Origin of the sequence: Nguyenibacter sp. L1 (assembly GCF_035199985.1) — a bacterium.
In the GTDB taxonomy this organism is placed as follows: Bacteria; Pseudomonadota; Alphaproteobacteria; order Acetobacterales; family Acetobacteraceae; genus Gluconacetobacter; species Gluconacetobacter vanlangensis.
This window is the reverse complement of sequence record NZ_CP127015.1, coordinates 3,384,906-3,411,117: the sequence shown is the minus strand read 5'-3', so window position 1 is coordinate 3,411,117 and position 26,212 is coordinate 3,384,906. Positions and strand designations below refer to the sequence as shown.

The 26,212-nt window shown below is 69.7% G+C and carries 23 protein-coding genes; 14 read left to right on the top strand and 9 right to left on the bottom strand.

Going from position 1 to position 26,212, the window contains the following annotated elements; genetic code table 11:
- Nucleotides 1–10 precede the first annotated feature (10 nt).
- Nucleotides 11–994: an aldo/keto reductase gene (locus QN315_RS15325; RefSeq protein ID WP_323990183.1), complete on the bottom strand. Its 984-nt coding sequence runs from the start codon at nt 992–994 to the stop codon at nt 11–13.
- A gap of 90 nt (nt 995–1,084) precedes the next feature.
- On the opposite strand from QN315_RS15325, the gene QN315_RS15320 reads away from it, so the two are divergent.
- A complete protein-coding gene (locus tag QN315_RS15320) occupies nt 1,085–1,237 on the top strand; it encodes a hypothetical protein (protein ID WP_176640641.1) in 153 nt (50 codons plus the stop codon).
- Nucleotides 1,238–1,372: 135 nt separating this feature from the next.
- Nucleotides 1,373–2,287 carry a DUF2272 domain-containing protein gene (locus QN315_RS15315; RefSeq protein WP_323990181.1) on the top strand — a complete coding sequence of 305 codons (915 nt, stop codon included), beginning with the start codon at nt 1,373–1,375 and terminating at the stop codon, nt 2,285–2,287.
- Between the two features lie 51 nt (nt 2,288–2,338).
- Here the strand turns inward: QN315_RS15315 and QN315_RS15310 are convergent, their stop codons facing one another.
- Nucleotides 2,339–2,746 carry a rhodanese-like domain-containing protein gene (locus tag QN315_RS15310; RefSeq protein ID WP_323990179.1) on the bottom strand — a complete coding sequence of 136 codons (408 nt, stop codon included), beginning with the start codon at nt 2,744–2,746 and terminating at the stop codon, nt 2,339–2,341.
- 79 nt (nt 2,747–2,825) lie between these two features.
- Between QN315_RS15310 and QN315_RS15305 the strand changes: the two genes are divergently transcribed.
- Nucleotides 2,826–3,863, top strand: a complete 1,038-nt coding sequence (locus QN315_RS15305; protein ID WP_323990178.1) for a cysteine synthase A — start codon at nt 2,826–2,828, stop codon at nt 3,861–3,863.
- On the opposite strand, the gene QN315_RS15300 is transcribed toward QN315_RS15305, so the two are convergent.
- Together QN315_RS15300 and QN315_RS15295 are read right to left on the bottom strand one after the other, a co-directional pair.
- Nucleotides 3,805–5,106, bottom strand: coding sequence for an MFS transporter (locus QN315_RS15300; protein ID WP_323990177.1), 1,302 nt, complete (start codon nt 5,104–5,106; stop codon nt 3,805–3,807). The two genes, QN315_RS15305 and QN315_RS15300, sit on opposite strands and share 59 nt — an antisense overlap.
- Before the next feature lie 103 nt (nt 5,107–5,209).
- On the bottom strand, nt 5,210–6,016 hold the full coding sequence (locus tag QN315_RS15295; RefSeq protein ID WP_323990175.1) for a PRC-barrel domain-containing protein: 807 nt from the start codon (nt 6,014–6,016) through the stop codon (nt 5,210–5,212).
- A gap of 137 nt (nt 6,017–6,153) precedes the next feature.
- On the opposite strand from QN315_RS15295, the gene QN315_RS15290 reads away from it, so the two are divergent.
- The 4 genes from QN315_RS15290 (at nt 6,154) to QN315_RS15275 (ending at nt 10,256) form a co-directional block, all read left to right on the top strand.
- On the top strand, nt 6,154–6,873 hold the full coding sequence (locus QN315_RS15290) for a response regulator (protein ID WP_323990174.1): 720 nt from the start codon (nt 6,154–6,156) through the stop codon (nt 6,871–6,873).
- The gene (locus QN315_RS15285; protein ID WP_323990172.1) at nt 6,842–8,398 is read left to right on the top strand and encodes an ATP-binding protein; all 1,557 of its coding nucleotides are present in this window, start codon (nt 6,842–6,844) and stop codon (nt 8,396–8,398) included. Before QN315_RS15290 ends, QN315_RS15285 begins: the two co-directional genes overlap by 32 nt.
- Nucleotides 8,399–8,579: 181 nt before the next feature.
- Nucleotides 8,580–9,158, top strand: a complete 579-nt coding sequence (locus tag QN315_RS15280) for a YqaA family protein (protein WP_176641337.1) — start codon at nt 8,580–8,582, stop codon at nt 9,156–9,158.
- 111 nt (nt 9,159–9,269) lie between these two features.
- Nucleotides 9,270–10,256, top strand: a complete 987-nt coding sequence (locus QN315_RS15275) for an SDR family oxidoreductase (RefSeq protein ID WP_323990171.1) — start codon at nt 9,270–9,272, stop codon at nt 10,254–10,256.
- Between the two features lie 55 nt (nt 10,257–10,311).
- Here QN315_RS15275 and QN315_RS15270 read toward each other — a convergent pair whose 3' ends face one another.
- Nucleotides 10,312–11,304, bottom strand: a complete 993-nt coding sequence (locus QN315_RS15270; RefSeq protein ID WP_323990168.1) for a 4-(cytidine 5'-diphospho)-2-C-methyl-D-erythritol kinase — start codon at nt 11,302–11,304, stop codon at nt 10,312–10,314.
- On the bottom strand, nt 11,258–13,042 hold the full coding sequence (locus QN315_RS15265; RefSeq protein WP_323990167.1) for a tetratricopeptide repeat protein: 1,785 nt from the start codon (nt 13,040–13,042) through the stop codon (nt 11,258–11,260). The genes QN315_RS15270 and QN315_RS15265 overlap by 47 nt, the downstream gene beginning before the upstream one ends.
- Before the next feature lie 136 nt (nt 13,043–13,178).
- Between QN315_RS15265 and QN315_RS15260 the strand changes: the two genes are divergently transcribed.
- Both QN315_RS15260 and QN315_RS15255 read left to right on the top strand, forming a co-directional pair.
- Entirely contained in the window at nt 13,179–14,123 is a 945-nt protein-coding gene (locus QN315_RS15260) for a uracil-DNA glycosylase (protein ID WP_323990166.1), read from the top strand.
- 210 nt (nt 14,124–14,333) lie between these two features.
- Nucleotides 14,334–16,301, top strand: a complete 1,968-nt coding sequence (locus tag QN315_RS15255; RefSeq protein ID WP_323990164.1) for a lytic transglycosylase domain-containing protein — start codon at nt 14,334–14,336, stop codon at nt 16,299–16,301.
- A 40-nt stretch (nt 16,302–16,341) separates the two neighbouring features.
- On the opposite strand, the gene QN315_RS15250 is transcribed toward QN315_RS15255, so the two are convergent.
- Together QN315_RS15250 and hpnH are read right to left on the bottom strand one after the other, a co-directional pair.
- Nucleotides 16,342–17,631: a hemolysin family protein gene (locus QN315_RS15250; RefSeq protein ID WP_323990163.1), complete on the bottom strand. Its 1,290-nt coding sequence runs from the start codon at nt 17,629–17,631 to the stop codon at nt 16,342–16,344.
- Nucleotides 17,632–17,808: 177 nt separating this feature from the next.
- On the bottom strand, nt 17,809–18,987 hold the full coding sequence (gene hpnH / locus QN315_RS15245) for an adenosyl-hopene transferase HpnH (RefSeq protein WP_176640470.1): 1,179 nt from the start codon (nt 18,985–18,987) through the stop codon (nt 17,809–17,811).
- 395 nt (nt 18,988–19,382) lie between these two features.
- Between hpnH and dxs the strand changes: the two genes are divergently transcribed.
- The 5 genes from dxs to hpnK all read left to right on the top strand — a co-directional run bounded on the left by dxs (nt 19,383) and on the right by hpnK (nt 25,806).
- The gene (gene dxs / locus QN315_RS15240) at nt 19,383–21,461 is read left to right on the top strand and encodes a 1-deoxy-D-xylulose-5-phosphate synthase (protein WP_323990161.1); all 2,079 of its coding nucleotides are present in this window, start codon (nt 19,383–19,385) and stop codon (nt 21,459–21,461) included.
- A 5-nt stretch (nt 21,462–21,466) separates the two neighbouring features.
- Nucleotides 21,467–22,132 (top strand): ABC transporter substrate-binding protein, encoded by a 666-nt coding sequence (locus tag QN315_RS15235; RefSeq protein ID WP_323993551.1) that lies wholly within the window; start codon nt 21,467–21,469, stop codon nt 22,130–22,132.
- Nucleotides 22,133–22,228: 96 nt separating this feature from the next.
- Nucleotides 22,229–23,410 carry a bacteriohopanetetrol glucosamine biosynthesis glycosyltransferase HpnI gene (gene hpnI, locus QN315_RS15230; RefSeq protein ID WP_323990160.1) on the top strand — a complete coding sequence of 394 codons (1,182 nt, stop codon included), beginning with the start codon at nt 22,229–22,231 and terminating at the stop codon, nt 23,408–23,410.
- 79 nt (nt 23,411–23,489) lie between these two features.
- Nucleotides 23,490–24,914, top strand: coding sequence for a hopanoid biosynthesis associated radical SAM protein HpnJ (gene hpnJ, locus QN315_RS15225; protein ID WP_176640513.1), 1,425 nt, complete (start codon nt 23,490–23,492; stop codon nt 24,912–24,914).
- 52 nt (nt 24,915–24,966) lie between these two features.
- Nucleotides 24,967–25,806 (top strand): hopanoid biosynthesis-associated protein HpnK, encoded by an 840-nt coding sequence (gene hpnK / locus QN315_RS15220; protein WP_323990158.1) that lies wholly within the window; start codon nt 24,967–24,969, stop codon nt 25,804–25,806.
- Between the two features lie 67 nt (nt 25,807–25,873).
- Here the strand turns inward: hpnK and trxA are convergent, their stop codons facing one another.
- Complete coding sequence (gene trxA / locus QN315_RS15215) at nt 25,874–26,200, bottom strand: thioredoxin TrxA (protein ID WP_176641413.1); 327 nt, start codon at nt 26,198–26,200, stop codon at nt 25,874–25,876.
- Between the last annotated feature and the right edge of the window lie 12 nt (nt 26,201–26,212).

Below are 26,212 nucleotides of genomic sequence, written 5' to 3'. Positions count from 1 at the left end.
CTTCCCGCGTTCAGCCGCCGGGCGGCGCCATGAATTCCGGCCCCACCGGGTCCGTGACGTGGGTGGCCAGGATGCGGTCGATCTCGGCCTTGTCGTCGGCCGACAGATGCCAGCCGACCGCCTGATCGATTCCCGCGATCTGTTCGGGCTTGCGCGCGCCCCACAGCGCGATGGTCGGCCCCTGGTCGAGCACCCAGCGGACCGCCAGCGCCAGGACCGAACGGTCGAAACGCTGCCGCGCGAAATCCTGCAGCGCCGCGACGGCGGCCAGATACTGGGCGAAACGCGGGGCGCGGAATTTGGGGTCCACGCTGCGCAGGTCATCGGCATCGAAGCTGGTGTCGGCCGACATCCGCCCGGACAGCAGGCCGCGGCACAGCGGCCCATAGGCCAGCACCGCCAGGCCGTGCGCGACCGACCAGGGCAGGATATCGGCCTCGATCGCGCGTTCGAACAGGTTATAGGGCGGCTGGACCGCGGCCAAGGGTGCCACGGCGCGGAACTGTTCCATCTGCGCGACCGAGAAATTGCTGACGCCCAGCGCCAGGACCTTGCCCTCGCGATGCAGCCGTTCCAATTCGCGCGCGGTCTCGTCGACCGGCACCGCGGGGTCGGGCCAGTGGACCTGGTACAGGTCGATGCGGTCGGTGCGCAGCCGGCGCAGCGAATCCTCGATTTCCTGGCGGATGCGCGCAGGGGCGGCATTGCGGAAGGGCTTGCCGTCCTTCCAGTCCAGTCCGGCCTTGGTGGCGATCGCCACTGCGTCGCGCCGCCCGGCCAGGGCCTGGCCCACGATTTCCTCGGAATGGCCGAAACCATAGACCGGGGCGGTATCGATCAGATTGATGCCCAGATCCAGGGCCGCGTGGATCGTGGCGATGGCCTGCCGATCGTCGGGGCCGCCCCACATCCAGCCGCCGATCGCCCAGGTTCCCAGCGCGATTCGCGAAACGGGAACGGGAATGCCTGCAATGGCTAGGGTTTCCATCGGCATGGTTCTCTCCTTCGTATACTAATGCCCTGTCGTCCCCATCAAGGACCGGGACGGCGCTCCGGCCCGGCAACGCAGCGCCGGACGGACGCGATGGGCAGCAAGCAAAAAAAAGACCGGGGCGAGACCACCCCGGCCAAGTCTTTCCCTCGTATGCAAGTGACGGATAACCCGTCGCCCCCACTCGACGCCGATATCGCCGGAGGCTCAATAAAAAACGGTTTTAGTTATGTGCCGTTTTCGTGAAGCGGCCCGCCTTCCGCCCGGTTTCCGGTGAACGACACCCTTCCCCCGCCGGGCCGCGCGCCCTATGGGTAGGGTGCCGGCCCGTCCGCTCGCGGTGCCCGGCCCGCTGAACGGGGCACGCCGAATGGAGAGACAATGCCGCGCAAGACCGTCGTGATGGCGCCCCTGCTGTTGCTGGGCGCCTGCGCCAGCCAGCATCTTCCGTCCGCCCATCCGGCCAGCACGCCGACAGCCCAATATCCCAACGGCCAGGGCCCGCTGGCGGTGGACGAGCATGTTCCGGAATTCGCCACCCGCAATTTCGAGCCCTTCACCCGGCAGGACGTGGTGGCGATCGCCATGCGGGAATGGCGGCTGTTCGGCCGGCCGGTGGATGACGACGACCCCGAACAGCGGCCCGACCCGCAGACCCCGTCGGTCAAGCCCGAGCGCATGCCCGGCCTGTGGCAGCGCGTGGGCGAATATTGGTGGATCGGCCAGGACCCCGGGGAAACCGAGGTCGCCTGGACGGGCAAGCACACTGCCGGCGGCCACATCACCGATTTCGTCCATGACGGCTTCTATGCCTGGTCGGCGGCCTTCATCTCCTACGTCATGCGGGTGGCGGGAGCGAATGACCGCTTCGCCTATTCGCCCAACCATTCGACCTATATCAACGCCGCGGCGGCGGGGACGGAAAGCGGGGTGCGGGCACGCGACCCGGCGGCCTATGCCCCGGCGCTGGGCGACCTGATCTGTGTCGGGCGCGGCGCCAGCAAATCGGTGCGCTTCGCCGACCTGCCGACCCAGTACGGGTTTCCGGCCCATTGCGGCATCGTGGTCGCGACCGACCAGAATGGCCCGCCCTTCGGCCGCCAGATCAGCATCATCGGCGGCAATGTCGACGACGCGGTCACCCTGACGCACGTGCCGGTGGGGCCGGACGGCAGGCTGGCGGACGCAACCGGCCACAGCTACGACCCGCGCTATCCGTGGTGCGCCGTGCTGCAGGTGCTCTATGACGCGGATGCCGAGCCGCCGGACCTGGTGGACCCGCCGAAGCACGGCTGAACGGCGCGCCTGACCGCGCAACCTGACCGGGGAGCCTAGTCGCGGCCCGCTCTATCCCTGGCGCCAGGGCAGGCCCTCGGCCTTCCAGCCGGCCACGGCGCCGCGATGGCCCAACGCGTCGTGCGGCCCCTCGAATCCGTCGGCCACGTTGAAGACATGGGCGAATCCCGCCATGCGGGCCGCCATGGCCGCGGACCGGCTGCGCGCGCCCGACCGGCAGATGAAATAGATCTCGTCGTCCTCGGTCAGTCCGGCCTGCCGCAACTGCTCGACGAATCGGGGATTGGGCTGACCGCCCAGATACTGCCACGACAGCGGCAGGACCTGCTTGTCGATGCCGGCCAGGTCGGGCAGGCCCACGAACATCCATTCCGCCTCGGTGCGGACATCGACCAGCCGGGCGCGCCCGCGCTCCCTCAGGGCCGTCCAGCTATCGGCCGGCGTTACGTCCTCGATCATCTTGTTTCCCATCGCAAGAATGCACATTGTGCGCCGGAGCGCGCGAATCCCGCCTCAGTTGCAGAGAAGGTGCTGCCTTATGGCCGAAAGTGCAAACCCGTCCTCCGTCGGCTGGACCACGTCCTCGCCCACCATGACCGCGGCGATCGGCCATACGCCGCTGATCCGGCTGAGGCGCGCGTCGGACCTGACGGGATGCGAGATCCTGGGCAAGGCGGAGTTCATGAATCCCGGCGGCTCGGTCAAGGACCGCGCCGCGCTGGCGATCATCGACGATGCCGAGCGGCGCGGCCTGCTGAAGCCGGGCGGCACGGTGGTGGAAGGCACGGCGGGCAATACCGGCATCGGCCTGACCCTGGTGGCCAATGCGCGCGGCTATCGCTCGGTCATCGTGATGCCCGAGACGCAGAGCCAGGAGAAGATCGATTTCCTGCGCATGATCGGCGCCGATCTGCGCCTGGTCCCCGCCAAGCCCTATCGCGATCCGGGCAACTACGTCCATGTCTCGCGCCGCCTGGCCGAGGAGACCGGCGGCGTGTGGGCCAACCAGTTCGACAACGTCGCCAACCGCGAGGGGCATCGCGCCACCACCGGGCGCGAGATCTGGACCCAGACGGACGGGCATATCGACGCCTTCACCTGCTCCTGCGGCACCGGGGGCACGCTGGCCGGCGTGGCGCTGGGCCTGGCCGATTGCGCCGCGGCCGCAGGGCGCGCGCGGCCGCAAATCGTCCTGGCCGACCCCGAGGGATCGGGCCTGTACGGCTGGGTGAAGGCCAACGACCTGGGCATCGCCGGCAATTCCATCACCGAAGGGATCGGCCAGTCGCGGGTGACCGCCAACCTGGACGGCATCGCCATCGACGACGCCGAGCGCGTGCCCGACCCCGAGGCCCTGGACCTGATCTACGACCTGCTGATCCATGAGGGCCTGTCGGTCGGCGGATCGTCCGGCATCAATGTCGCCGCGGCGATCCGGGTGGCGCGGCGCCTCGGCCCGGGCCACCGGATCGTCACCATCCTGGCGGACGGCGGCAGCCGCTATCAGTCCAAGCTGTTCAATCCGTCCTTCCTGCGGGAACGGAACCTGCCGGTTCCCGCCTGGCTGGATCGCTGAGCGACGCGGCCGGCGCCCCGTTCCGGCGCCTGGTGTCGCCCATCAGCAGCCAGACCAGCAGCACGCAGACCAGCCCCGCCGCCGCCAGCAGCACGAACGCCAGCGGCGGCGAACGGTCGGCGACGGTGCCGGCCAGGGTGGTCGAGAAACTGGCCCCCGCCCCCATGGCCAGGCCCAGGATGCCCATGCACAGATTGAACCGCCCGCTGACCCGCGTCAGGTCGGCGGCGACCAGCGGCATCATGACCCCGAACGACGCCGAACTGATCCCGTCCAGGAGCTGAATCGCCACGATCAGATAGGGATTGGTCGTCGTGGCCAGCAGGGCGGCGCGCAACGGCAGGGCCGCGAAAGTGACCAGCATCACCGGGCGGCGGCCGATCGTCTCGGCCAGCCGGCCGACATGCGGCGACAAGACGGCGCCGACCAGTTGCGGCAGCAGGATGCACGCGGCGATGACGATTTCGGCGATATTGCCCGCATCCTTCGTCACCTGCCCGGCCGCCAGCGACAGGATGCCGGCGTTGGAAAGATGGAAGAACGCCACGCAGACGGCGAACGAGAACAGCCGCCGGTCCCGCAGCAGATCCCAGACCCGTCCCATCTCGCGCGGGGCGCGCTCCCCCTCGGCCAGGGCCGCCGTATTGACCGAGGCCGCGGGCTCGGTGCGCTCGATCATCATCAGCGCCAGCAATCCCGGCACCGCCAGGGCGGCGCCGAGGAAGAACGTGGCCTGGGGCGACACCCAGTAGCCCACCGCCCCCATCAGGCCGGCGGCGATCGCGTTGCCCACCGCCGCGAAGCTGGCATTGCGGCCGAACCGCTCGCCCAGCAGGCCGACGCCGGCGCCGGCCGAGCGGGCGATCTGCGTCGCGACGACCGCCAGCGTGATCGCGCTGATCGCCGGGTTGAGCGTGCAGCTCGCCAGGCCGTGCAGGATTTCCGCCACCGCGACCGGCATCTGCTGCGGAAACAGCGCCAGCAGCAGGCATGAGAAGATCACGGCCAGGATCGACAATCCGGCCACACGGTGCTTGTCGCGCAGCCGGTCGACCAGCATGCCGGCCGGCACCTGACTGACCATCGCGGTGACCGAACCGATGCTCAGCACCACGCCGATCTGTCCCTGGGTCCAGTGGGCGCCGGTCAGGTAGACGGCGATGAACGACCCGAAGGCGGCCTGCAGATTCGCAACGAAGAAATTCAGCCCGTCCAGCCCACGCTGGCTATTGCGTGGAAACACCCTCACGCAGGCCCGCCCCCGGGACGCGGCGCATCGCACCCCGGACCATGAAGACCCCGGCCGGAAGACCCCCCGCCACGGTATGGATATGGATGGACCATGATCATCGCGCCATCAGCCCCGCATGCGGCGACGCGGGGCGCGTTTCGGCCGGCGCGTCGCCCCGGCTGCCCTGACCGGCGGAATCGGGCAGCAGCGGCGGCGCCGGCTGGGGCTGGGCCTCGACCGAGACCGGCGGCGGCTCGGCGTCGGCCGGCGCCGAGGCGGCCGGAGCGGCCGGCGGCGGTGGCGGCGGCCCGTGCACCACCGTCACGTTCATCGAGGACGCGTCATAGGACGGCGCCGAACGGACCTCGGCCGCGCTGAGGCGCAGCTTCACCGGGCTCTTCTCCGTCATGCCGCCCAGCACGAACTGGTCCCAGGCGATGGCGACGCGCCGGTTGCCCACCCCCATGAAGCCGCCGACATCCACCACCGCCGCCGCGGGATGGCCGTCCTGGTCCAGCAGCACGTCGATCACCTGGCCCACATGGCTGCCGTCGGGCGCCACGACCTCGCGATCGATCAGGCTGCCCAGATGCCGGTTGGCCAGGCTCGTCACGCCGGCGGGCCGGGCCGGCGTCGCCGCCGGCCGCGCGGCCGGCAGGGCGGGCCCCGCCAGTTCGGGCTCGTCGCCCGTATTCATGTCGCGCGCCGCGTCGCCCAGGAAGAGATCGTCCGGCAGCGGGGCCCCGACGACCGGATTGCCCACAAGAGCCCCGGGCGGACCGCCGGCCGGCAGCGCGGGGCCGGCGGCGTCGGCGGGCCTGGCCGGCAGCGTAAAGGCGCCCAGCAGCACGCCGCACGCGACCGCCAGACATACGAAACGGCCGGACGGACGCACGGCCGGGGACAGGGGGCGAGATTCCATGCCCCATACCTGCACGAACTCGGCCGTGCTGTCACAGGCTTCGACGCATCGGCGCCGGTTTTTCGTCCCCTATCCCCATTGCAACCGAATGAAACACCGGATGTCGGCGGCCGCGATTTGGCGATAGGATGACAGGCATGGAATTTCTGCCGCATATCCTGGTCGTCGATGACGATCGTGAAATCCGCGACCTTCTGGCCCGCTTCCTGGAACGCAACCAGTTCCGCGTCACCACCGCCCGCGACGGGCGCGAGACCCGCAAGGCATGGCAGGCCGGCCATTACCAGTTGATCGTCCTGGACCTGATGCTGCCGGGCGAGAGCGGGCTGGAACTGGCGCGCTGGCTGCGCAGCCAGGCCAATGTGCCGATCATCATGCTGACCGCCATGGGCGAGGAGACGGACCGGATCATCGGGCTGGAACTGGGGGCCGACGATTACGTGCCCAAGCCCTTCAATCCCCGCGAATTGCTGGCGCGCATCCGCGCCGTGCTCCGCCGCAGCGGCGAGACGCCCGAGTCCAAGACCGTCATCGAGCAGCGGAACCTGCATTTTTCCGGCTGGACGCTGGAGCAGTCGCGCCGGCGGCTGCTGAACCCGGACGGGACCGAGGTGCCGCTGACCGGCGGGGAATACGACCTGCTGATGGCGCTGCTGGACCGCGCCAACCGGGTGCTGACCCGCGACATGCTGTTCGACCTGCTGCGCGGGCGTCAGGCGGGGCCGTTCGACCGGGCGATCGACGTGGCGATCAGCCGGCTGCGCCGCAAGCTGGAGGATAACGGGCGCAACGCGCAGCTTATCAAGACGGTGCGGGGCGGCGGCTATGTCCTGGCATCCGATGTCGAGCGCTATTGATGCCTCCGCCATTGATGCCCCGGTCGATTCCGGCGGCGTGCCGCGCATGATGGAGCCTGCCGCCCCGGCGGCATCCGGCGCCGCGCCCGACGGCCCCGCGGCGCGGCGCGGCCGGCTGCGGCGGATCGCCGACTGGCTGCGCCCCCGGTCGCTGGCCGCGCGGACCAGCCTGCTGCTGATCGTCGGACTGGGCGTGATCGAGGCGATCGGGCTGACGATCCATGCGCTGGACCGGATCGATTTCGACCGCCGCATGGTCCAGCAGGAGACCCAGAACCGGGTCGGCATGATCTATCGTTCGATCGTCGAGACGCCGCCGGCCGACCGCGCGGCGGAACTGGACGCGCTGCACCTGCCGCCCAGCTTCCGCGCGACGCTCAGTCCCGGACCCGAACCCGACATGATCGACCAGGCCGTGGACAACCCCCCGGCGGCGGACCGGATGCGCATGTCGTGGCTGGCCTTCATGCGCACGCGTGAGAACATTCCGCCGCTGCCGCCGCATCTGCGGCCCCGGCACGTGCTGTTCAGCGCCCAGCGGGGCACGCCCGGACGGGCCGTGGCCTTCCTGCTGCCGGACGAGACGCGCTGGCTGACCATCCATTACACGATGCCGCCGCCCAACCCGTTCCGCTCGCCGACCTTTCCCACCGCCTTCCTGCTGATGACGGTGGCAGGCAGCATCCTGATCGTCTGGGGGGTGCGGCGGCTGGTGGCGCCGGTGGGCACGCTGGCCGCGGCGGCCGAGGCGCTGGGCCGCGACGTGAACGCGCCGCCGCTGCCCGAGGACGGACCGCTGGAAATCGCGCGCGCCGGCCGGGCCTTCAACACCATGGCCAGCCGCATCCGGCGCTTCCTGACCGACCGTACCCTGCTGCTGACCGCGATCGGCCATGATCTGCGCACCCCGATCACCCGGCTGAAGCTGCGGTCGGAATTCATCGAGGATGACGATCTGCGCGCGAAATTCCTGATGGACCTGGACGAGCTGGAATCGATGGTCTCGGCCACCCTGGCCTTCGGCCGGGACACGTCGCGGCGCGAGCCGATGGGCAAGCTGGACCTGACGGCGCTGCTGCAGACCATCCTGGACGAGGCGGCGGAAATGCACCCCGATATCGCCGATGCGATCGGCTTCCGGGCCGAACCGCCGGCGGTGACGATCCATGCCCGCCCGGTCGGCCTGAAGCGCGCATTGAACAACCTGGTGGTCAACGCCGTCACCTATGGCCACGGGGTGCGGGTCACGCTGCTGCCGCCGCGCCCGTCCGAGGCGGGCGAGACCCGGGGAGAGATGGTGACGACCATCCTGATCGAGGATGACGGGCCGGGCCTGCCGCCCGAGGACCTCGAACGAATGTTCGAACCCTTCGTGCGGGCCGAATCCAGCCGCAACCGCGAAACCGGCGGCACCGGGCTGGGCCTGGCGATCGCGCGCAACATCATCTGGGGCCTGGGCGGGGATATCCGGCTGGGCAACCGCTCCCCGCACGGGTTGCGCGTCACCGTGACCCTGGTGTGCTGACGCGGCGCCGACCCAAGGCAGTCAAAGCCCCAGCGGCCAATGCCCGGCTGCCCGATTTCCACACGATCGCGCCAGCACGTCGGACGCGTCTTGCCGCCGCCGGTCCGGGCATGGCATTGCCACAAAGACCCGTGCCCGCATGCCGCGGCGCCCGACCGAACACCCGACCAGGCGGCCCGAGATGCTCGATCGACTTTATGCCCGCGCCCTGACCCTCGCGGCCAGTCCGCATGCGCCCTTGTGGCTGGCGGCGGTCTCGTTCGCCGAGGCCAGCGTCTTCCCCCTGCCGCCGGACGTGCTGCTGATCCCGATGGTGCTGTCGCATCGCGACCGCGCCTGGGCGCTGGCGGGGCTGTGCACCGTGGCCAGCGTCTGCGGCGGGCTGCTGGGCTGGTATATCGGCGCCTTCCTGCTGCAGCACGTGGCGATGCCGATCGTGCATTTCTATCATGCCGAAGGCCGGCTGGCGGCGATGCAGGAGCAGTTCCGCCACTGGGGCGTCTGGATCATCCTGGTCAAGGGCCTGACTCCGATCCCGTTCAAGATCGTGACCATCGCCAGCGGGGCGGCGCATTTCCCGATCGTGCCCTTCCTGCTGGCCAGCCTGGTCACGCGCGGCATGCGCTTCTTTTTGGTCGCCGGGCTGCTGCGGGCCTATGGCGCGCCGATCCAGACCTTCATCGAACAGCGCCTGACCCTGGTCGCCTCGGCCTTCGGCCTGGTTCTGGTAGGCGGCTTCGTCGCGCTGAAATATCTCTGAAGCCACGCCTCGGAAGCCGCGTCTCGCCCTGGGCGGCAGGCGGCTTGCGGCGCGGCGAATCCCGGCGCAAACACGGCGGGCACGTGATCGTCAGCCCGGAGCCATCCAGCCATGCCCCACCAGGTCGCCGTCATTACCGGAGCCGGCGCCGGAATCGGCCGCGCCACGGCCCGCACCCTGGCCCGCGCCGGATGCGACGTCGCGCTGATCGGCCGCGATTCCGGCCGGCTGGAGGCCGCGGCGGCGGAACTGGCGGAACTGCATGTCCGCGCCATGGCCGTGACCGCCGACGTCGCCGACGCGGCCGCCCTGGACCGCGCCGCCGAATCGATCGAATCCCGCCTGGGCCCCATCACACTATGGGTGAATTGCGCCGGCGCCGACGTCTGCGGCCAGTTCGTCACCCTGCCGCCCGCGGACATCCGGCGCGCGACCGAGGTCACCTATCTGGGCACGGTCCACGGCACGCAGGTCGCGCTGACCCGCATGCGGCGGCGGGGCTGCGGCACCATCGTCAATCTGGCCGCGCTGTCCCTGCCGCTGCCGTTGCGCGCGGTCGAAAGCGGCGCCAGGGCGGCGATCCGCGCCTTTACCGAAAGCCTGCGGCCGGAAATCCTGCGCGACGGCGACCGGATCCACCTGGCGCTGGTGCATCTGCCGGCGATCAACACCCCGCGCTTCTCCTGGACCCGCAACCATACCGGCAAGCGCCTGAAGCCGACCGCGCCGGTCTATGAACCCGAAATCGCCGCCGAGGCGATCAGCCGCGCCGCGTTCGGGCGGCATCGCGATGTCCGGGTCGGGCTTTCGGGGCTGGGGCGCCGCGCGGCGGGGCTGCTGGTCCCGTCTCTGATGGACCGGCGCCAATCGCTCCATGCCTATGCAAGGCAACTGGAAAAGGACGCCGCCGAAGCCGACGCGCCCGACAATCTGTTCGCCCCGGTGACCGGGGCCTATGCCGCGCATGGCCGGTTCGACCTGGACGTGCGCAAGACCATGCCGATCCTGGTCACCACCACGATTCGCAGCGTCCTGGCCGGGGCCGCGCTGGCGGCCGGGCTGGGCGTGCTGGCGGCGGCCATGCGGCGCCGCGCCTGACGCCTTCCCTCCGGCGGTCAGGTCATCATCCAGCGGCCAGCCGAAAAGCGGGGCATCACGCCGTCACCCGCTGATCGGCCGGCGCATGCAGCCCGCCGGCCCATACCCACCAGCCCGGCCGGCGCACCGCGTCCCGGGCGTCCCGCGCCGCCTGGGGGGTGTCGAACAGGGCGAAGCAGGTGGCGCCCGAGCCGCTCATCCGCGCCAGGCGGCAGCCCGGCGCGGTCTCCAGCACCTGCAGCACCGTGCGGATGGTCGGGCAGATCATGCAGGCGGCATCCTGCAAATCATTCGTCAGGGCCGCCAGGTCGCGCACCATGGCCGCTACGTCGTGCCAGGCGGCCGGCAGGGCGGCCGGGGGCGTGAAATGCGGCGCGCGCGCGCGAAAGACCGCCGGTGTGGCGACGGCCTCGCCGCAATTGACCAGCATCAGGCCGCAGGCCGGCAGGGCGGGCGCGGGGCCCAGCCTCTCGCCGACGCCGCCCATCCGGGCCGGAAGCTGATCGATGCAGACCGGGACGTCGGCCCCCAGTTCGACGGCCAGGGCCATCAGCCGCTCGCGCGTCGGCGCGCGGCCGGGCCAGGCCCGCAGCAGCAGGCGCAGCGCCGCCGCCGCGTCGGCCGAACCGCCGCCGATGCCCGACGCCACCGGCAGATTCTTTTCCAGCACGATCCGCACCGGCGCCAGCAGATCCGTATCGTCCAGTTCGGCACGCAGCAGCCGGGCGGCGCGCAGGATCAGGTTGCTGTCGCCGTCGGCGACCAGGCCGGCACCGAACGGGCCGGTGATATCCAGGCCGACCGCCCCCGGTCTTCCCAACTCCGGTCTTCCCATCTCCGGTCTTCTCTGGGCGGGATGCAGGCTCAGCACGTCGCCCGCGTCGGCGAAGACCACCAAGCTGTCCAGCAGGTGATAGCCGTCCGGACGCCGCCCCGTGACATGCAGATAGAGATTGATCTTGGCGTGGGCGGATTCGTGCAGCGGGCCAATCACGGTCGGTTCAGTCCTTCTTCCGGTCCGCGCGGCCCTGGCCGGCGGACACGTCATGGCCCTCGCGGGCCGCATCGGCCAGGGCCGCGCGGATCTTTCGCGCGTCCGAGGGCTCGGCGGGCAACAACTGGGCCACGTGCCATTGATTGACGGCCTCCAGCTTGCGGCCCGATTTCCAATAGGCGACGCCCAGGTGGTAGTTGACCGCCGGGTCCTCGGGCGTCTGCTCGGCGGCGCGTTCCAGCAGGCCGAGCCCTTCGGCCACCTGGCCCCGGCACACCAGGACCCAGCCCAGACTGTCGCGAATCGCCGCATCCTGCGGGTCGATCGCGACCGCGCGGCGCAGCATGGTTTCGGCCCGGGGCAGGTTGCTGCCGCGCTCGGCCAAGGAATATCCCAGGTAATTCAGCAGGATCGCCTCGTTCGGCGCCAGGTCCAGCGCATGTTGCAGGTCCGCCTGCGCCTGGGGCCAGCGATCGGCGCGATCCAGGGCCACGGCACGGCCGAACAGCAGCGTCCAGTCGTCGCCCGACAGACGCCCCCGGGCGGCGACAGCGTGGCTGTAGGACTCGATCGCCCCCGGCCAGTCCTGGCGCGCCGACTGCACGTCGCCCAGCACCTGCCATAGCTGGGATAGCCCGGGCTGGGCCCGGACCAGGTCGTGCAGGATGCGCGCGGCGTCGTCCGCTCTGCCGGTGGCCGCGTCCAGCCGCGCCTGCTGCACCCGGATGACCGTCCCCAGCGGATCGGACGACGCGGCCTGCGCGATGGTGTCGCGGGCGGCGGCGGCCTGCCCGGCATCATATTGCAGCGCCGACAGCATCAGGCGCGCCTGGCCGAAGGCCGGATCCAGGGTCAGCGCGAAACGCAGCAGCAACATGCGCAGGTCACGCAGCCCCGCCACCCGCGCGTCCTGGCCGGGAGGATCGGGCAGGCGCTCGGCTTCCTGGCCGATCAGGGCGGACAGGAAAGCATAGGCCTGGGCGATTCCCTGGCGCGGCGTGGCGGCGGGCGTCCGGGCGAGCGACGCGACGATCCCGTCTTTGGCTAGGGACAAGGCGGGGATGGACACGGCCAGCCGGTCGACCAGTTGCAGGGCCTGGGCCCGGCGGCCCTGACCGACCAGCCAATGGCCCACGGCCCGGGTGGAGAACAGGTCATGCCCGGGCGACGCGGCCAGGGCGGCGCGGAAATAGGCATCGGCCCGGACATGCAGGCCGGCGGCATCGGCGATCAGCGCGGCATGCACCGCATAATACCCGCCCAGTGACCGGTCCGCCGTCCAGGGATCGAGCACCGACAGCGCGCGGCCGGCATCGCCGCTGCCCAGCAGCGTCCAGGCCTGTAGAATCGGCCGGATGACCGCCAGCATCGCGTTGCGCGGCGCGCGGTCGTAATGCGCCTGCGCGTCCGCCCAGCGCCCCGCCAGCAGCGCGTCGTCGCCCATCACCAGTTCGGCCATCAACTGCCCGGGCAGGCGGGCCGCCAAGCCGGCCGCCGCCGAATCGCCGGCCAGCGCGCTATACAGAAAGGCCTGCTGCAAGAGGACCGGACGCGCCGGGTCGAGGCGATAGGCCTGGCGGAACGCCACGCCCGCGACGGCATCGTCGCCTTCCATCGCCGCGACGGTGCCGACGAGGAACGCGCCCGACAGCCCGTCCGGCCAGAGCGGCGTCGATGGAAACGGCACCGGGGCGACGGACGCGGCCGCCCGCGCCCCGCAAAAGGAAAACGGCACGGCGAGCGGCATCACGGTGGCCAGCATGGCCGTGCATACGAGGCGAAAACGCTGCATGATGGCGGACCCTACCCTGCGTCGGGTAAACTGCCAAACGCCGCCCCGGACGCCGCCCGGACGCCACCCCGGCCGACGGCCAGGGACACCCACCCCGTGCGGAAGGCTGCCCAAACCGGATCATGGATATAACCGGATGACGGATACACTCACCCTGTTGCAGCTCTATGTCGAATGGGGCGCGGACGTGGCCTTCGCCGAGCGGCCGACCGACTGGCTGAACGCGCCGCCGCCGCCGTCGTTGCTACCCTCGGGGCTACCCCCGGAGCCGCCCTCGGAGCCGCCCTCGGTGCCCCTGCGCGCACACGGGCCGGAACGCCGGCCGCCGGACGACGCGCCCCGCCCCGCCGGGCAGCAGGCCCACGCCATCCCGCCCGCGACCGCTCCAGCCCGCGTCCCAGCCCACCCTATGGCCACACCGGGCCGGACGGGCGGCGGAGAAGACGGCCTGACGGTGCTGGACCGCGCGGTGCGGCATGCGCAGCAACAGGCGGCGGCGGCCCCCACGCTGGCCGCGCTGCAGGCGGCGATCGCCGCGTTCGGCGACTGCCCCCTGCGCGATACCGCGACCCATACCATCCTGCCCGAGGGACGGACCGAGAGCGGCCTGCTGCTGATCGGCGAGCCGCCGGACGCCGCCGAGGACCGCAGCGGCCGTCCCTTCGCCGGACAGAGCGGGGCCCTGCTGGACCGCATGCTGGCCAGCGTGGGGCTGACGCGCGACGACATGCTGGTGGCGCCGGTGATTCCCTGGCGGCCGCCGGGCGAACGCCCGCCCTCGGCGGCCGAGTTGCGGATCTGCGCGCCGTTCCTGCACCGGCTGATCGTCCTGGCCGCCCCGCGGCGGGTCCTGCTGATGGGCAATACACCCACCCGGCTGCTGACCGGCGAACAGGGCGGCATCGCCCGCCTGCGCGGACGCTGGCGCGCGATGACCGTGCCCGGATCGGCCGAGAAACTGCCCGTCCTGCCGATGCGCCATCCGTCTCAATTGACCGCCAGCGCGGCCGCCCGGCGCGACGCATGGAAGGACATTCTGTTGCTGCGCACAACACTGGATCAGGACAAGCAAACACCCTGAAACAATATGGCGCGACACCGCCGGAACTATGTTCGAACCAAGGCGAAAACCGTGTCTATTGCGCCGAAACACACGATTTATTCACTGACGATGACAGGCGCTAAATGGCAGTTTTTCCTGGCGTTTAATTTTCTGTTCTGGCGTCATACTGGCGCTGCGGTCCAAAAAGGGTTGCTTTTCGGCGCATAACCCCTTAGACGCCCCTCGGCCATGCGAGGGATAACACACACCCCCCCACAGTTCGCGGTCCGGGCCCTGCTGGCCGGCGCGGCCTTTCTGGCTGGCGCGGCCTTCTGTCCGCTGCGTGCCCAGGGCGCGACCGCCCAGACGCCGGACGGGCACCCGTCCGGACGGGGCGAGCCGGCCGATGAAACGGCGCTGGCCGTGCCGCGGATCGCACCGCCCGGCGGCGGGCCGGTCGGGCTGGCCCGGCCGCTGGCGCCCGACGACGTCGCGCGGGTCCGCCGGATTTTCATGCTGCAGCGCGACGACGCGTTCGACGCCGCGATCCAGGAGACCGCGCGCCTGTCGGACGACACGCTGCTGGGCGACATCCTGGCCGACCGCTATCTGAACCCGGCCTATCACGCGACCCCGGGGCAGTTGCGGCTGTGGCTGCGCACCTTTTCCAGCCTGGCCGACGCGCCGGCGATCCATGCCCTGCTGGCCGGCCTGTCGCCGCACGGGGCCGGCGTGCCGCCCGCCCCGGCGGCGGTGGCGCTGGTGGCGGGCGGCGAGGCCGCACCGGTGCGCCTGCCGGAGGAAGACGATCCGGCCAGCCGGGCCTTCACCCGCAATCCGCTGCTGGACCGCACGGTGCGCGAACGCGCCGGACAGGGCGCGAAGGGCGCGCGCAGCGCCCTGCATCTGATCAAGATCACGCCGGGGATCAGCACGCTCTATGCCGCGCAACTGCGCGCCGAGGTCGCCATGGCGCTGTTCAGCGCCGGCGAGATCGCCCTGGCGCTGCGGACCGGGCAGGATGCCTTCATCCAGTCCGGCGGGCGGATCGGGCTGGCGGGCTATGTCGCCGGGCTGGCGGCCTGGCGCCGGGGACGCCCCGACATTGCCGAACCCCTGTTCGAGGGGGCATCGCGCGCCGAACTGACCTCGGCCAGCGTGCGGGCCGGCGCGGCCTTCTGGGCCGCGCGGGCCCACAGGAATACCGGCGACCTGGCCGCCTACCAACCCTGGCTGCATCGCGCGGCGGCGGCCCCCCACACGTTCTACGGCCTGCTGGCGGCGCAATTGCTGGGCCGGCGCCCGACAGGACGCGACGCCTACCAGATGGCCGATGCCCCGATCCCGGCCGATGACCGGACCGTGCTGCAGGCCGGCGCGCCGGTGATGGGCGAAATCGACGTGGACGCGGTGGCCGCGACGCCCGCCGGACGCCGGGCCTTCGCGCTGCTGCAGGTCGGCGAGACGGCACGGGCCGAGGCCGCGCTGCGGCGCCTGTGGCCGGACGTGCAGGGCGACGCCGCCCTGTGCCGCTCGATCCAGCTTGTGGCCGACGAAGCAGGGCTGAAGGATTTGTCGGCGCAGTTGGCTGGCCTGTTGGCGACCCGGGACGGGACGCGGCCCGCCCAGCCATCCCGCTTCCCCACCCCGACCCTGTCGCCGCGCCATGGCTTCAAGGTCGATCCGGCGCTGGTCTATGCCCTGACGCGGCTGGAATCGAATTTCGACGCCGGCGCGATTTCGGGCGCGGGCGCGCATGGCCTGATGCAGATCATGCCCGTCACCGCCGGATTCGTGACCGGCAGCGCCGGGCGCTATGCCGCCTCCCCCGCCCTGCTGCACAATGCGGCGGTGAATCTCGAGATCGGGCAGCTCTATGTCCTCTACCTGGCGCACCTGACCGAACAGCGCGGTGATGTCCACCACGTGCCGGGCGGCGACCTGGTGCGGATGCTGGCCAGCTACAATGCCGGCCCGACGGCGATCGCCCGCCAGGACGCGGCCAATGATTGCGGGGACGACCCGCTGCTGTTCATCGAAAGCCTGCCCAGCACCGAGACGCGGGACTACGTCCACCGGGCGCTGACCTATCTGTGGATCTATGCCGACCGGCTGGGCATGCCCACCCCGTCGCTGGAAGCCCTGGCCCACGACGAATGGCCGTCCTTCGCGGCCGAGCGCGACCTGGCCGGGCACCGTTTCCACACGGTGCACTGATCGCCGGACAGAGGGGGAGGAGCCTCCGGCCGACGGCCCTTCAGTTTTCGGCGAAGGCCTGCCGGCTGGCCCTGACCCGCATCACCCGGCGCTGGTCCATCTCCTGGACCTCGAACAGCCAGCCCGAGAACACCACCTTGTCCCCCGCCGCCGGCACCCGGCGCAGCAGCGCCAGGATCAGCCCGCCCAGCGTGTGATAGCTGCCTTCGTCGGGCAGGTCGGCCAGGCCCAGCCGGTCCTTCAGTTCGTCGACCGGCATGAACCCGTCCAGGACCAGCACGTCGTCCGGCGCCAGATGGGCGCTGGGCGCGCCCCCGGCCTCGTGATGCTCGCCGACGATGGCCTCGAACAGGTCCGAGGCGGTGACCACGCCTTCGAACGAGCCGTACTCGTCCAGGACCAGGGCCATGCCTGCGGCGACGGTGCGCATCCGCTCCACCATGTCGAAGGCGGAAATCGTATCGGGTACCACCACCGGCTTGCGCAGCCCGGCCTCGATCGAGACGGGACGCCCATCCAGCAGGCAATCCAGCATGTCCTTGGCCAGAATGACGCCGACCGGATTGTCCACCCCGCCGTCGCAGACCACGATGCGGGTATAGGCGGTCTGGCGCAGCATGCGGCGCAGTTCCTCACGGCTGGCCTTGCGCTCGATCCAGACCAGTTCGTTCCGCGGGGTCATGATCGCCCGCACCGGCCGGTCCGCCAGGCGCAGCAGGCGCTCGATCATGTCGCGCTCGGCCTGCTCCAGCACACCGGACTGCGCGCCCTCGGCGATATAGGCTTTCAGTTCCTCCTCGGTCAGGGCCTCGCGCGTGACCGACCCCACGCCCATCAGGCGCAGCACCAGGTTCGACGACCGGCCGAGCACCCAGACCGCCGGACGGACCAGCCGGGCAAGCCCTTCCAGCAGCAGCGACAGGCGCGCGGCGATGATCTCGGGATGGCGCAGCGCCAGTTGCTTCGGCACCAGTTCGCCCAGCACCAGCATCAGCGAGGTGATCGAGACCACGACGATGGCGATCGACAGTTCGGGGGCGAACGGGCGCAGCAGCGCGAACCCGCCCAGCCAGGGCGTCAGCCCGGCCTCGATCTGGGTGCCGCCATAGGTCCCCTCCAGGATCGAGACCAGGGTAATGCCGACCTGCACGGTGGGAAGGAAGCTCTGCGGGTCCTCGGCCAGGCGCTGGGCCCGCTGGGCGCCCTTGACGCCGTTGCGGTGCAGGATCCGCAACCGGGCGGGGCGGGCCGAGATCAGGGCCAGTTCCCCCATGGCGAAGACGCCGTTGAGAAGGACGAGAAGAACAATGACGACGAGCGGCGCGATCATGATGGCCGCATCCTAAAGCAGATCGCGATGCGGTGAAATCGCCTGGGCGACGTTGCGCGCCGGACGCCCGATATAAGACGGCCGATATAAGACGCCCGATAGGAAAATGGCGGGGACACCCCCGCCATTCCCTCGACGCGATCGGATACCGCCGGCCGGATACCGGCCGGGGGGAGATCAGTCCGCGGCGTCCGCCGCGACCGGGGCGTCCACCACCGTGACCCGCGGCGGCTTGGCCGGCTTCTTCGCCGCGGCAAGCTCGGCCATGCGGGCCTCGACATGCTGGGTGAAGACGTATTCGGCCGGGCGCTGGTTGGCCAGCGAGATCTCGGGCGCCATCGGCTTCTCGGTTTCGGGCCCGAACAGGGCGACCTTGGCGATGTGCCAGGGGCGGCGCACGGCGTCCATCACGGCGGTGGATTCATAACCGGAATGGACCATGCAATCGGCGCATTTTTCGTAATTGCCCGTGCCGTAATCATCCCATTTGGTGTCGTCCATCAGTTCCTGGAACGTCTTGGCATAGCCCTCGCCCAGCAGGTAGCACGGACGCTGCCAGCCGAACACGTTCCGCAGCGGCTTGCCCCAGGGGGTGCAATGATATTGCTCGTTCCCCGCAAGGAAGTTCAGGAACAGCGGCGACTGCGTGAAGCGCCATTTCTTGCCCTTGCCCAGGCGGAAGATGTCGCGGAAAAGCTGCTTGGTCTTCTGGCGATTCAGGAAATGCGCCTGGTCCGGCGCGCGTTCGTAGGCATAGCCCGGCGCGGTCATGATGCCGTCGACGCCCATCGCCATGACTTCGTCGAAGAAGGCGGCCACGCGCTTGGGATCGGCGCCGTCGAACAGGGTGCAGTTGATCGACACGCGGAAGCCGCGGGCCTTGGCCTTCTTGATCGCGGCGACGGCGCGTTCATAGACGCCGTCCTGGCAGACCGAAGCGTCGTGCATCACCTGGTCGCCGTCCAGATGCACGTCCCACGAGAAGAACGGCGACGGCTCGTAGTCGTCCATCTTCTTTTCCAGGAGAAGCGCGTTGGTGCAGAGATAGACGTATCTCTTGCGCGCGATCAGGCCCCGGATGATCTCGGGCATTTCCTTGTGCAGCAGGGGCTCGCCGCCCGCGACGGCGACCACGGGCGCGCCGGCTTCGGTATCCGCGTCCAGGCATTCCTGCACGCTCATGCGCTGGTTCAGGATCTGCGCGGGATAGTCGATCTTGCCGCACCCGGCGCAGGCCAGATTGCACCTGAACAGCGGCTCGAGCATCAGCACGAGCGGATAGCGCTTCCGGCCGGTGATGTGCTGCCTGACGACGTAAGCACCCACCCTGACAGCCTGCATTAAAGGAACGGCCATGAAACCTCAGCTCCTGAACCGGCTGCGCGCCGGCCTTTTTCAAAACATGTGACCTTATTATGGACACGTTCGCACGGAGGATAACAAGTGCGGGCGGTCCAAGCCGTGCGCGAGACTCATATCGAGGTTGCGGACGAACGACGCGCCGCGATCCCGTTTTGGGGGGTATAGGACAATTCGGGGGCTTTACTCAATTCCCAACGCACGCACTGTGCCCTAATCACCACACCTTTCAGGGAGACTCTGTATTTGCTGCGGCTCCGGGAGTAAAAGCAAACCGCATCGGACCAGAAGGCGTTACGCGTATCCGGCTCGGTGACGTCGCAAACAGACCGGATCAGGAATCGCCCGCCCCCGGGCGGCAACCTGGCAAACATAAAATGAGCGTAAACGTCATGGATCAGCCGACCCCCCACCAGCCCGCCGGCACGGCCGGATTCCGAGCCGGCCGTACCGGGCCCGGCGGCGAGCCGACGCGCGGGCGCTTTCCGCTTTTGGACCGGGTTTCGTATCCGGCGGACCTGCGCAACCTGTCGGTCGAGCAGTTGAGGCAGTTGGCGGAGGAATTGCGGGCCGAGACGGTGGACGCGGTATCGACGACGGGCGGGCATCTGGGTGCGTCGCTGGGCGTGGTCGAACTGACGGTGGCGCTGCATGCGGTGTTCGACACGCCTGCCGACCGGATCGTCTGGGATGTCGGCCACCAGGCCTATCCCCACAAGATCCTGACCGGGCGGCGCGCGGCCATCCGCACCCTGCGCCAGCCGGGCGGCCTGTCGGGCTTCACCCGCCGCTCCGAGAGCGAATACGACCCGTTCGGCGCCGCCCATTCCTCGACCTCGATCTCCGCCGGGCTGGGCATGGCCGTGGCGCACCATCTGCGCGCCGCCCACGATCCCGCCTATCGCGAGCGCAATGTCGTCGCCGTGATCGGCGACGGCTCGATCTCGGCCGGCATGGCCTATGAGGCGATGAACAATGCCGCGGCCGCCGGGCCCGGCGCCTCGCGCCTGATCGTGGTGCTGAACGACAACGAGATGTCGATCGCCCCGCCGGTCGGCGCCATGTCCGCCTATCTGTCGCGGCTGATGTCCTCGCGCCAGTTCCTCGGCCTGCGCGACCTGGCCGGCAAGATGGTGCGCCGCCTGCCCGACCGGCTGGAACGCACCGCCAAGAAGGCCGAGGAATATGCCCGCGGCATGATCACCGGCGGCACGCTGTTCGAGGAGCTGGGCTTCTATTATGTCGGTCCGGTCGACGGCCACGACATGAGCCAGCTCGTGCCCATCCTGCGCAACCTGCGCGACGCCGACGACAAGGGCCCCATCCTGCTGCATGTCGTCACCGAGAAGGGCCGCGGCTATCGCCCGGCCGAGGCGGCGGGCGACAAATACCACGCCGTGGCGAAGTTCAACGTCGTCACCGGCGAGCAGAGCAAGGCCCCGCCGGGACCGCCCAGCTATACCGCGGTGTTCAGCCGCGAACTGGTGCGCTGCGCCCGGCAGGACGAACGGATCGTGGCCATCACCGCCGCCATGCCGTCGGGCACCGGGCTGGACGCCTTCGCCCGCGCCTGCCCCGAGCGGTTCTTCGATGTCGGCATCGCCGAGCAGCATGCCGTGACCTTCGCCGCCGGCATGGCGACCGAGGGGCTGCGCCCGTTCTGCGCGATCTATTCCACCTTCCTGCAGCGCGCCTACGACCAGGTGATGCACGACGTGGTGCTGCAGAACCTGCCGGTGCGCTTCGCCATCGACCGCGCCGGCCTGGTCGGCGCCGACGGCGCCACCCACGCCGGGTCGTTCGACCTGAACTATCTGGGCTGCCTGCCGGGCATGACCATCATGGCCCCCAGCGACGAGCTGGAGCTGCTGCACATGACGGCCACCGCATGCGCCTTCGATGACGGGCCGATCGCGCTGCGCTATCCGCGCGGCAACGGGCTGGGCCTGGCCCTGCCCGAACAGGGCAGCGTGCTGGAAATCGGCCGCGGACGGATCATCCGCGAGATGGGCCGCCAGTCCGGGCGCGAAAAGGGCGGCATCGCCATCCTGTCGCTGGGCACCCGCCTGGCCGACGTGCTGAAGGCCGCCGACCTGCTGGCCGCCGGGGGCCTGCCGCCCACCGTCGCCGACGCGCGCTTCGCCAAGCCGCTGGACACCGCGCTGATCGACAACCTCGCCCGCAACCATGCCGTGCTGCTGACCGTCGAGGACGGCGCCGAGGGCGGATTCGGCGCCTTCGTCATGCACCATCTGGCCCGCAACGGACTGCTCGACACCGTCCGCGTCCGGCCCATGACACTCCCGGACCGCTTCATCGACCACAACACTCAGGACGCCCAATATCGCGAGGCAGGTCTCGACGCACAGGCCATCGCCGCATGCGCGCGAAACGCCCTGGGCGTTCGAACCGGCAACGCCGCGGGCGTATCCCCACCCTTGCTAAAGGCGACAATCGGACCGAAATCATGATGGTGATGCGACGCTTGACGTTTTCCCTCCCCGTGGCGCTGGGCGTGGGCCTGGCGGTTCTGCCGGTCGCCGCGCCGGTTTTTGGTCCCGCCGCGGCCTCTGCCCAAACCGAGGCCCAGGCCGGGACCCAGGCCGCGGCGGCCGGTCCCGTCAGCGCGCTCTACGCCGCGCTGCAGCAGATCCAGGCCGCGACCGGCAGTTCCTTCGCCCAGCGCGCCCAGATCCTGGCCCCGGTGGTGGACAAGGTCTATGATTTGGAAACCGTGCTGCGGGCATCGGTGGGCCTGCGCTATGGCGGGCTGTCCGGGGACGACCGGCAGAAATTGCTGGCCGTGTTCCGCCAGTTCACCGTGGCGCGCTACGTCTCCAGCTTCAAGCCGGGGGGCGATGCCCGTTTCAACGTCAATCCGGCGCCGCGCCCCTCGCCCGTGGGCAGCGACCAGATCGTGACCACCCATATCGGTTCGACCGACGATCCCGACGGCACCGAGATCGATTACGTGATGCGTCCCGGCCCCCAGGGCTGGCACATCGTCGATGTGTTGCTGAATGCACACATCAGCCAAGTTGCTGCACAGCGCTCCGATTTCAGCTCGACACTGGCGTCGGGGAATGTGCAGAACCTGATCTCGCTGCTAGAGAAGAAGGTCAAGGCGTTCTCCGAGGGCTGACCGCCCCCGCCGGCGCCGGCCCGAATCCTATGTGCCACCCCTTCGTCGACCCCGCCTCCGTCTGCTGACGGCCCGCGTCCCCCTGCCGGAAAGAGAATGTTCGCGCCGCTGCATGTCCTTGTCTCACCCGCCGGTCTGGCCACCCTGGTCGCGGCAGCCGGTTGCATGCAGGCGGCGCTGGGCACGGGGCTGGTCGCCCGATTCCGCTGGAACGAGCGGCACGTCCCCGCTGGCGACGCATTGCCGCCGGTCACGATCCTGAAGCCCCTGCATGGCGACGAGCCCCTGCTGGAAGAGGCTCTGGAGAGCTTCTGCACGCAGGATTATCCGCATGTGCAGATCGTCTTCGGCGTGCAGGATGCGGGCGACCCGGCGATCGCCATCGTGCAGCGCCTGCGCGCACGCCATCCCGGGGTTGCGATCGACCTGGTGATCGACCCGACCTATCACGGGGTCAATCGCAAGATCGGCAATCTGATCAACATGCTGCCGCGCGCGCGGCACGATGTGCTGGTCATCTCCGACTCGGACATCCATGTCGCGCCGGATTATCTGCGCCACGTCGTCCACGCGCTGGCGCAGCCCGGGGTCGGGCTGGCGACGACACTCTATGCCGGCCTGCCGGCCACGCCCAGCATGCCGCGCCTGCTGGCGGCCTGCCACATCAACCATAATTTCCTGCCCGGGGTGATGCTGTCGCGCTATCTGGGGCGGCAGGACTGCCTGGGCGCCACCATGGCGCTGCGGCGCGAGACGCTGGAGCATGTCGGCGGCCTGCCGGCCCTGGTGCACCACGTCGCCGACGACGCGATGCTGGGGCGGCTGGTGCGCGAGCGCGGGCTGGAGATCGCGATCGCCTCGTGCATGACCTGGACCACGGTCGGCGAACCGGGACTCGGCGACGTGCTGACGCACGAACTGCGCTGGGGCCGGACGGTGAAGACGCTCGAGCCAGCCGGCTATGCCGCGTCGGCCATCCAGCTCCCGCTGTTCTGGGCCGCGCTGGCCGTCCTGCTGCAACCCCATGCGCGCTGGAGCTGGGGCGTGTTCCTGGCCGTCTGGTTCAGCCGCGCCGTCACCGCCTTCGTGATGGACCGGCTGCTGGCCCAGCGCAGCCTGCTGCCGCTGCTGATGCTGCCGGTGCGGGACTGGATCTCGGCGGGCGTCATGGTCGGCAGCGTCAGCGGCACGCGCGTGGCATGGCGTGGACAGACGATGCATCTCGCGCCACATTCGGTTATGACGCCTCCATCCCACCCCGTCGCGCCGGGCGAGTAGCGCATGCCCACGCGACCAAGGACATAGCAAAGCAGGCCGTGCCGGACCCCCAATCCCCACGCCCGAGGATCTGCGTATCATGATGAAGACATTATTCCTGCAACCCCCTTCCTTCGACGGTTTCGACGGCGGCGCCGGGTCCCGCTATCAGGCCAAGCGGGAAATCCGGTCCTTCTGGTATCCGACCTGGCTGGCGCAGCCCGCCGCCCTGGTCGCGGGCAGCCGCCTGATCGACGCGCCGCCGGCCCGCATGGGGATGGAGCCGATCCTGCAGGACGTGCGCAACCGCGATCTGGTCGTGATGCACACCTCGACCCCGTCCTTCGCGTCGGACGTGCGGGTGGCGCAGATGCTCAAGGACGCCAACCCGTCTCTGAAGATCGGCATGGTCGGCGCCAAGGTCGCCGTCCAGCCCGAGGAAAGCCTGCTGAAGGGCGCGCCGGTCGACTTCGTGGCACGCAACGAATTCGACTTCACGATCAAGGAGATCGCCGAGGGCCGCGACCTGAAGGACGTGGACGGCATTTCCTGGCGCAACGCCGACGGGGTCGTCGTCCATAACCGCGATCGCGCCATGATCGAGAACATGGACAGCCTGCCCTTCGTCACCGAAGTGTACAAGCGCGACCTGAAGATCGAGGATTATTTCATCGGGTACCTGATGCACCCGTATATCTCGATCTATACCGGCCGCGGCTGCAAGTCGCGCTGCACCTTCTGCCTGTGGCCGCAGACGGTCGGCGGCCATCATTACCGCACCCGCAGCCCCGAGCACGTGGCGGCCGAAATCCGCCTGGCACGGCAATATTTCCCGCAGGTCAAGGAATTCTTCTTCGACGACGACACCTTCACCGACGACCTGCCGCGCGCCGAGGCGATCGCGCGGGAACTGGGCAAGATGGGCGTCACCTGGTCGTGCAACGCCAAGGCGAACGTGCCCCGCAAGACGCTGGAAGTGCTGAAGGATAACGGGCTGCGCCTGCTGCTGGTGGGCTATGAGAGCGGCAACCAGCAGATCCTGCACAACATCAAGAAGGGCATGCGCGTCGAAGTGGCGCGCGAATTCACCAGGAACTGCCACGAGCTGGGGATCAAGATCCACGGCACGTTCATCCTGGGCCTGCCCGGCGAGACCAAGGAGACGATCCAGGAGACGATCAAGTTCGCCACCGAGATCAACCCGCACACGCTGCAGGTGTCGCTGGCCGCGCCCTATCCCGGCACGTTCCTGCACCGCCAGGCGACCGAGAATGGCTGGCTGGACGAAAGCAACGCCGAGCTGATCGACGAGAACGGCGTGCAGATCGCGCCGCTGCACTATCCGCACCTGTCGCACACCGAAATCTTCGGCAGCGTCGAGGAATTCTACCGGAAATTCTATTTCCGCGCGCCCAAGATCGCCTCGATCGTCGGCGAGATGGTGCGCAGCCCGCAGATGATGAAGCGCCGCCTGCGCGAGGGCGTGGAATTCTTCCAGTTCCTGCGCGACCGCCGCGCGGCCTGAGCCCGGTCGCGCGCCGGGGCGGCCGCCCCGGCGCGCGACGGGGACCCATCCCATGAAGCGCGTCATCGTATCCGCCGATGATTTCGGCCTGTCGGAAGAGGTCAACGAAGCCATCGAGATCGCCCACCGCGACGGGCTGCTCTCGACCGCCAGCCTGATGGTGGCCGGCCCGGCGGCGGCCGATGCGGTGGCGCGGGCGCGGCGTCTGCCGGGGCTGCATGTCGGGCTGCATCTGGTGGCGATCGAGGGGCCCTCGGTCCTGCCGCACGACGCGATTCCGCTGCTGGTCGGCCGGGGCGGGCAGTTTCCCGGCAACCAGCTCAGGCTGGGCGTCGATTATTTCTTTCGCCCGGCGGTGCGCCGCCAGTTGGCCGCCGAGATCGAGGCGCAATTCGCCGCCTTCGCCCGGACCGGGCTGCGGCTGGACCACGCCAACGCCCACAAGCACATGCACCTGCACCCCACGGTCGGACGGATGATGATCCGCACCGGCCTGCGCTATGGGCTGCGGGCCGTCCGGGTGCCGCTGGAACCGCCCGAACCGCTGATCGCGGCCGGGACCTACAGCGATTCGCTGGGATCGGCGGCGCTGCGCCGCTGGACCGGCCTGCTGCGCCATCAGGCCCGCCGCGCGGGACTGCGCACCAATGACTGGTGCTTCGGCATCGCCTGGAGCGGCCATATGACCGCAGACCGGGTCGCCGCCCTGGCCGCGCACCTGCCCGACGGATTGTCGGAAATCTATTTCCACCCGGCGACCGCGAAGAACGCGCTGCTGAACCGGCTGATGCCGACCTACGACCACCAGGGGGAACTGGCGGCGCTGTGCAGCCCCGGGGTCCGGGCCGGGCTGGCGCACGGCCACGCCACCCTCGCCAACTGGCCGGCCTGACGCGCCGGGGACTCTTTATGGCGGAGGGTCATGAGGTTCGGCCCCATGACCCTCCGCCATAAGGGCCTTACAGGCTGCCCTTGACCCATTCCTTCAACTGGCTCTTGGGCAGGGCGCCGACCTTGGTCGCGGCCGGCTGGCCGTTCTTGAACAGGATCAGGGTCGGAATGCCGCGCACGGCATATTTGTTGGGCGTGGACGGGTTGTCGTCGATATTGACTTTCGCGACCGTCAGCTTGCCCTTCAGTTCAGCGCCGATCTCGTCCAGCGCCGGGGCGATCATCTTGCACGGGCCGCACCATTCGGCCCAGAAATCCACCAGCACAGGCCCCTCGGCCTTCAGGACATCGCTTTCGAAAGTGGCATCGCTGACGGCCACGGTATTTTCGCTCATCACATTACTCCT

What these genes read in the sequence shown, in the direction of transcription:
- QN315_RS15325 (WP_323990183.1), bottom strand. Translation starts at nt 994, where the DNA reads ATGCCGATGGAAACCCTAGCCATTGCAGGCATTCCCGTTCCCGTTTCG.
- QN315_RS15320 (WP_176640641.1), top strand. Translation starts at nt 1,085, where the DNA reads ATGGGCAGCAAGCAAAAAAAAGACCGGGGCGAGACCACCCCGGCCAAG.
- QN315_RS15315 (WP_323990181.1), top strand. Translation starts at nt 1,373, where the DNA reads ATGCCGCGCAAGACCGTCGTGATGGCGCCCCTGCTGTTGCTGGGCGCC.
- QN315_RS15310 (WP_323990179.1), bottom strand. Translation starts at nt 2,746, where the DNA reads ATGATCGAGGACGTAACGCCGGCCGATAGCTGGACGGCCCTGAGGGAG.
- QN315_RS15305 (WP_323990178.1), top strand. Translation starts at nt 2,826, where the DNA reads ATGGCCGAAAGTGCAAACCCGTCCTCCGTCGGCTGGACCACGTCCTCG.
- QN315_RS15295 (WP_323990175.1), bottom strand. Translation starts at nt 6,016, where the DNA reads ATGGAATCTCGCCCCCTGTCCCCGGCCGTGCGTCCGTCCGGCCGTTTC.
- QN315_RS15290 (WP_323990174.1), top strand. Translation starts at nt 6,154, where the DNA reads ATGGAATTTCTGCCGCATATCCTGGTCGTCGATGACGATCGTGAAATC.
- QN315_RS15285 (WP_323990172.1), top strand. Translation starts at nt 6,842, where the DNA reads ATGTCCTGGCATCCGATGTCGAGCGCTATTGATGCCTCCGCCATTGAT.
- QN315_RS15280 (WP_176641337.1), top strand. Translation starts at nt 8,580, where the DNA reads ATGCTCGATCGACTTTATGCCCGCGCCCTGACCCTCGCGGCCAGTCCG.
- QN315_RS15275 (WP_323990171.1), top strand. Translation starts at nt 9,270, where the DNA reads ATGCCCCACCAGGTCGCCGTCATTACCGGAGCCGGCGCCGGAATCGGC.
- QN315_RS15270 (WP_323990168.1), bottom strand. Translation starts at nt 11,304, where the DNA reads ATGACGTGTCCGCCGGCCAGGGCCGCGCGGACCGGAAGAAGGACTGAA.
- QN315_RS15265 (WP_323990167.1), bottom strand. Translation starts at nt 13,042, where the DNA reads ATGCAGCGTTTTCGCCTCGTATGCACGGCCATGCTGGCCACCGTGATG.
- QN315_RS15260 (WP_323990166.1), top strand. Translation starts at nt 13,179, where the DNA reads ATGACGGATACACTCACCCTGTTGCAGCTCTATGTCGAATGGGGCGCG.
- QN315_RS15255 (WP_323990164.1), top strand. Translation starts at nt 14,334, where the DNA reads ATGCGAGGGATAACACACACCCCCCCACAGTTCGCGGTCCGGGCCCTG.
- QN315_RS15250 (WP_323990163.1), bottom strand. Translation starts at nt 17,631, where the DNA reads ATGATCGCGCCGCTCGTCGTCATTGTTCTTCTCGTCCTTCTCAACGGC.
- hpnH (WP_176640470.1), bottom strand. Translation starts at nt 18,987, where the DNA reads ATGGCCGTTCCTTTAATGCAGGCTGTCAGGGTGGGTGCTTACGTCGTC.
- dxs (WP_323990161.1), top strand. Translation starts at nt 19,383, where the DNA reads ATGGATCAGCCGACCCCCCACCAGCCCGCCGGCACGGCCGGATTCCGA.
- QN315_RS15235 (WP_323993551.1), top strand. Translation starts at nt 21,467, where the DNA reads ATGCGACGCTTGACGTTTTCCCTCCCCGTGGCGCTGGGCGTGGGCCTG.
- hpnI (WP_323990160.1), top strand. Translation starts at nt 22,229, where the DNA reads ATGTTCGCGCCGCTGCATGTCCTTGTCTCACCCGCCGGTCTGGCCACC.
- hpnJ (WP_176640513.1), top strand. Translation starts at nt 23,490, where the DNA reads ATGATGAAGACATTATTCCTGCAACCCCCTTCCTTCGACGGTTTCGAC.
- hpnK (WP_323990158.1), top strand. Translation starts at nt 24,967, where the DNA reads ATGAAGCGCGTCATCGTATCCGCCGATGATTTCGGCCTGTCGGAAGAG.
- trxA (WP_176641413.1), bottom strand. Translation starts at nt 26,200, where the DNA reads ATGAGCGAAAATACCGTGGCCGTCAGCGATGCCACTTTCGAAAGCGAT.